The organism is Pseudomonas flexibilis (genome assembly GCF_000802425.1).
Taxonomy (GTDB): Bacteria; Pseudomonadota; Gammaproteobacteria; order Pseudomonadales; family Pseudomonadaceae; genus Serpens; species Serpens flexibilis.
Genome location: NZ_JRUD01000040.1, coordinates 1 through 4,904, shown reverse-complemented (window position 1 = coordinate 4,904; position 4,904 = coordinate 1). Strand labels below are relative to the sequence as shown.

General features: G+C 56.8%; 6 protein-coding genes. 5 read left to right on the top strand and 1 reads right to left on the bottom strand.

The genetic code is table 11. The features are described 5' to 3' along the window. Positions 1-69: 69 nt before the first annotated feature. The 3 genes from rnhB to SF06_RS18450 all read left to right on the top strand — a co-directional run bounded on the left by rnhB (position 70) and on the right by SF06_RS18450 (position 1,645). The gene (rnhB, locus tag SF06_RS17355) at positions 70-711 is read left to right on the top strand and encodes a ribonuclease HII (RefSeq protein ID WP_039562866.1); all 642 of its coding nucleotides are present in this window, start codon (positions 70-72) and stop codon (positions 709-711) included. A gap of 105 nt (positions 712-816) precedes the next feature. Continuing rightward, positions 817-1,098, top strand: a complete 282-nt coding sequence (locus SF06_RS18455; RefSeq protein WP_139326774.1) for a hypothetical protein — start codon at positions 817-819, stop codon at positions 1,096-1,098. A 145-nt stretch (positions 1,099-1,243) separates the two neighbouring features. After that, on the top strand, positions 1,244-1,645 hold the full coding sequence (locus tag SF06_RS18450) for a hypothetical protein (RefSeq protein WP_139326773.1): 402 nt from the start codon (positions 1,244-1,246) through the stop codon (positions 1,643-1,645). A gap of 33 nt (positions 1,646-1,678) precedes the next feature. Here the strand turns inward: SF06_RS18450 and SF06_RS17350 are convergent, their stop codons facing one another. After that, on the bottom strand, positions 1,679-3,058 hold the full coding sequence (locus SF06_RS17350; RefSeq protein WP_039562864.1) for an IS4 family transposase: 1,380 nt from the start codon (positions 3,056-3,058) through the stop codon (positions 1,679-1,681). A gap of 161 nt (positions 3,059-3,219) precedes the next feature. On the opposite strand from SF06_RS17350, the gene SF06_RS17345 reads away from it, so the two are divergent. Then, positions 3,220-3,921, top strand: coding sequence for a transposase (locus SF06_RS17345; RefSeq protein WP_039562863.1), 702 nt, complete (start codon positions 3,220-3,222; stop codon positions 3,919-3,921). 138 nt (positions 3,922-4,059) lie between these two features. Further along, positions 4,060-4,761: a hypothetical protein gene (locus SF06_RS17340; RefSeq protein WP_052199868.1), complete on the top strand. Its 702-nt coding sequence runs from the start codon at positions 4,060-4,062 to the stop codon at positions 4,759-4,761. The last annotated feature ends 143 nt before the right edge of the window (positions 4,762-4,904 follow it).

Below are 4,904 nucleotides of genomic sequence, written 5' to 3'. Positions count from 1 at the left end.
ACCGCACGCTGCGCCGCGATGCGTCGGCGCGTGCGGCCGACGCGGTGCTGGCACTGGTGGGCCGCTAAGATGCAGCTGGGCCTGGATTTCGAACTGGTCGAGGAACTGGTCGCCGGTGTCGACGAAGTTGGCCGCGGTCCGCTCTGCGGCCCGGTTGTCACCGCCGCGGTGATCCTCGATCCGGCCCGCCCGATCCGGGGCCTCAACGACTCCAAGAAACTCACCGAAGCGCGCCGCGAGGCGCTGTTCGACGAGATTCAGGAAAAAGCCCTGGCCTGGTGCATTGCCCGCGCCGAGGTGGACGAAATCGACCGCCTCAACATCCTCCACGCCACCATGCTGGCCATGCAGCGCGCTGTGGAGGGGTTGAGCGTCACCCCGAAACTCGCCCTGATCGACGGCAACCGCTGTCCCAAACTCTCTGTGCCCAGCGCCCCGGTGATCGGCGGCGACGCCGAGGTGCCCGCCATCGCCGCCGCCTCCATCCTCGCCAAGGTCAGCCGCGACCGGGAAATGCAGGCGCTGGACCTGATCTACCCCGGCTACGGTCTGGCCGGCCACAAGGGCTATCCCACCCCGGCGCACCTCGAAGCGCTGCAGCGGCTGGGGGCGACGCCGATTCATCGGCGGAGTTTTGGGCCGGTGAGGGTGGTGGTGGAAGCGGCTGCCGCTCTCCAGGACCGTCGCGCCGTTGCCGGCGTGGTCGAGTAGAGGGCGTAGCGTGTAGCGCCCAACGGACAAAAGGACAGAATTATCTGTCCTTTTTTTTGGGGGTAAGATTTTTCGTGACGTGGGGAGGATTTGAAGGTTTTCCAGATGGTTAGATTTCTTTTTTTACATAAAAATAAATTATTTCTTGTTCTTGTGGTTCTCTCGGTAATTAATTTTTTAAGATTGTGTTTTGTTGAAGGGTGGAAAGAGGGTTGGGCTATCTTGTTGTTGCAGCTTTGGTTGGTTTGGGGGATGTATAACTTTGTTCGTGGTAGGGCTTTTAGTATAGCTCCGGGAGAGATTGGGCCCGATGCTGAGCCTTGGGTAAGAATCTCTGTTGCGATTTTTGCTTTTTCTTTTTACTTGGTTATTTTTTTGGTTTATTAAAAAGCGCAAAAGAAGGGAAAGTGGACAGATTTTGCGCTCAATGCACTGAACGGCAGAACAGAAAATAAATCTGTCCCCTTTTTTCTAGAAAAAATGCCTCGGCGGGCATAATCTCTATCGGTGGAAGCAGCTTTGGTGAGTAGGTATGAAAAATCTTTGGAATGTAAAGGAGCAAGAGCCAGGCGGTTTTTTTGATCTATCTACGCTTGCTGGTGTTGCAAGAGGGGTTTTTTACTGTTTGGCATTTTTGATTTTCGGTTGGAACCTTGGCTCATTCTATGAAGTTTTCGGTCTTGTGTTTCTGGGAGATCCGATAATTCTACCGGATCGTGAGGTTAGGGGCGTCAGAGGGATTGCTGTGGTTTTTGCTGGGAGTGGCGTTGTTATAGGGAGCGTTTATTTCTTTATTCTTTATTTCGATATTTTGAGGGTCAGGGCTAGTTGCAAGGGGCAATGGTATGACGGTATTAGCAAAGAAGAGCTTTACAGGGAGGATTCCTTGCGTTCTGAAGATGAAAATGATGACTTTCAGAGCGAGCATAAGTGAAGAAAAGAAAAATGGGACAGATTTGAATGGCACTTACTTAGCCCTCTTGGGGTGACCGCTCCTCTTGATTTCTGCGCGAGCAGATTGGCGTGTTCGCGTCAGTAAGGGGTAGGGTTTCGGCCTCCGTTTGAGCGCTCTTGGCTCTGCCCGCCCGGCCCGGTTGCCAACTCGCTGCTGCACGATCAGGCACAGCAAGTCGACCAGATCTTCCTCCAAGCCATCGGCAAACTGTCTCCAGGCCAGCCATAGCTGCAGGCTGTGCTTGAAGCTCAGCTCGCGGGGTAAGCAATCAGCCATGGCGGCGGATTGCACCATGATCATTCGGATCAGGTTATGGGCAAGCAGGTAAACCCAGAGCTCCTTGACCGCCATCGAAGGCGTTCTGCAACTCAGCATTTCAAGCCCCATGGTGCTCTTGAGATTGCGTAGATCCAGCTCGACATGCCAACGGGTTTTGAACAAGGCTTTCAGGGCCGCCTTGGGAGTTTTTCTGGCGCAGCGCAAGGTCGTGACCAATATCTTGTTGCCCGCTTTCAGCTCTCGCACGACCAGGCGGTCAGGGGCTTGCTCATACTGCTCCTGGCTCATCCAGGCCGGGCGCGAAGGCTTCTCCAGGCCAATCAAGTGATCGCATTCGCCCAAGCGCTTGCCGCGTCGAAAATCGGTACTGCGACGACGAGCGCCGTATTGCTCGAACACACCATCAATGCCTCGGCGTTGCAGTTCGCACAGCAAAAAATAGGTCGCGTAGTAGGCATCACCCAGCAGGACATCGCCGGTATCCAGCGTATCGAGTAGCGTCCGCAACAGGGTTTGCTCATCCCCGCCCTTGCCTCGAAAACGTCCCAGAGCCGCGTTCAGCACGGCTCCACTGGATAGGCAAACGATTCCCACCAGTCGGCAAATTGGGAACCCTAGCCCCGGCTTTTGCCCACGTGACTGCGGATAGGCCGCTTGATTCGCTGCGGTATCCGGCATGGATACCGTCGTGCCATCCACGAGCCGTACAGGCCTTCCCATCCACAACCAGCTGCAACGCGATTTGGCACTGATCAAGGCGCCGCTGGTGCGCGCAAGCGTTGACACCATCTCTACGGGTAGCCGCTGCCGAGCTCGACAGTAACCGCCGGTGCGCGTGCTGCATGGGCTTGAACCGGTTCGTAGCCGTTTGATGGCCAGATCATCGACGGCTTTCCGGCAAGAGCGGTCCGCGCTCAGTGCCTGCGCCATGAACATAGACAACGTCTCGGCGGGCGGAAACAACCGCTCCCTATGGCGGGGCAGCAAGGCCTCGATGCAGTCGAGCAGGTCAGGTCTGGATAGCAAGCTGGCAAACGTATCGACGTCCGTGCTGGCGGCAAGCCTCCGAACGCGCTGTTGTTGATGAAGAGCGGTTTGGCGCCTAGCATCCATGCGGGCTGCTCCTTGGTCTCGGTGTGTGTTCGCAACTATCACCGTAGACTGGGGAGCGGCCTTTTTGTTTCAAATCAATGGGTTAACGGTTAAGTAAGTGCCATTCGGGACAGATTTATTTTCCCATCTAGGCTGACTCCTCCACGGATGGAGAATGAGTCATGCCCAGGACGGGACGTATCGTGTTGCCAAATTATCCGCATCATGTGGTCCAGCGCGGCCACAACCGGCAGGTTGTCTTCGCGGCCAATGAGGATTATCAGCGCTACCTGACGGATCTTCGCGAGCTCAAGGATGCCTTCGGGTTCAAGGTCTACGCCTACTGCCTGATGACCAACCATGTGCATCTGCTGCTGGCGCCCGGTGAATCCACGACCGGTTTGAGCCAACTGATGAAAACGCTGGCGGCTCGCGCCACGCGCTATCGAAATCGGCTGGAAGGGCGCTCCGGTACGCTTTGGGAAAGCCGCTACAAATCCAGCGTGGTGCAGACGGATACCTACCTGCTGGCTTGCTCCCGCTATATCGAGCTGAATCCGGTGCGCGCCCGCATGTGTGCGGAGCCGGGCGACTACCCGTGGTCAAGCGATCGCGGGCGCATCAGCGAAGATGCCCCGGCGGACTGGCTGGATACCGATCCCTGCTTCCTGGCGCTAGGTGCTGATCCAGGCGCGCGGCGAGAGCGGTACGCTGCATTCGTGAAGCAGGCGATTCCGGAAGAGGAGACGCGGCTGATCCGCGATGCGCTGCAGCGTGGGCAACTGACGGGTAGCGATCGTTTCGTCGAGGAGATCGAGCGCGTCGCGGGTCTGAGAATCGAGCGGCGTGGGCAGGGGAGGCCAAGGAAGTGCAGTGAGAAATAAATTTGCTCCCTGTGGTCAGACGGCCAGCGACCTCGGCCTTGCGCTTGGGTGCTGCAATCTGTAGAAAGCTCTTCCCGGCGATGATATCAAAATGACTGCATGGTCACATTGCCATTCAAAAGGAAGAGAGAGCTTAGGATGAAGTACCTATTCAAACTGCTGCCCGTCATGCTGCTTGGCCTCGTTGTAACCGGCTGTGCCGGTATCAAAACCACCGAGTTCACCACGCAGGATTCCGTACGGTTGGAAGGCAAGACCCTGGCCGTGTCCCGCTACAACGAACTGCCCAGTTTTGCGGCCCAGACGGCCGTAAACGTGCAGTTCGGCATGCTGGGCCTGGCGTCTGCCCAGTCGAGCGGCAATCAGATGATCAGGAACAATGGCATCGAAGATCCGGCCATGTCGATCGCCCGTGAGATTTCTCGGGGCCTGGCCAGCAACTACCGAGTCAAGGTTGTCGAAGCGGAACAATCCGTTCCGTTGAACAGCAAGGTAGATGCATTGGCAAAGACCTACTCGGATTATGACTTCATCCTTGACGTGAAGACGCTGGGCTGGGGTTCTATCTATTTCCCCTCCGACTGGAACAATTACCGCGTCATGTATTCGGCCCACGCAAGGCTGATCGATGTGGCAAACAAGAGTGTCCTCGCCGAAGGTCTGTGCTCCCACGTGCCCGACTATGACAATACGGACGACGCGCCCACCTACGAGCAACTCGAAAGCGGCGAAGGCCTGCGGGACTCGCTGGCAAACTCAGTTGCATTCTGTGTCGAGACCATCCAGACCGCTACGAAACTGCAGCAACCGACCGACACTGCTCTGGCCAGCGCCAAGTAAGCCGGTACTGCTTGGCAGTGGATTTAGAGGGGCCGTCTATCGGCCCCTTTTTTATGTGGTGCGCTTCGAAAAAGCGAAAAAGGGGACAGATTTATTTTCCCACTGGCCGGCCGCAACCTGGTGCTGACCCTGCTCGACGGCCA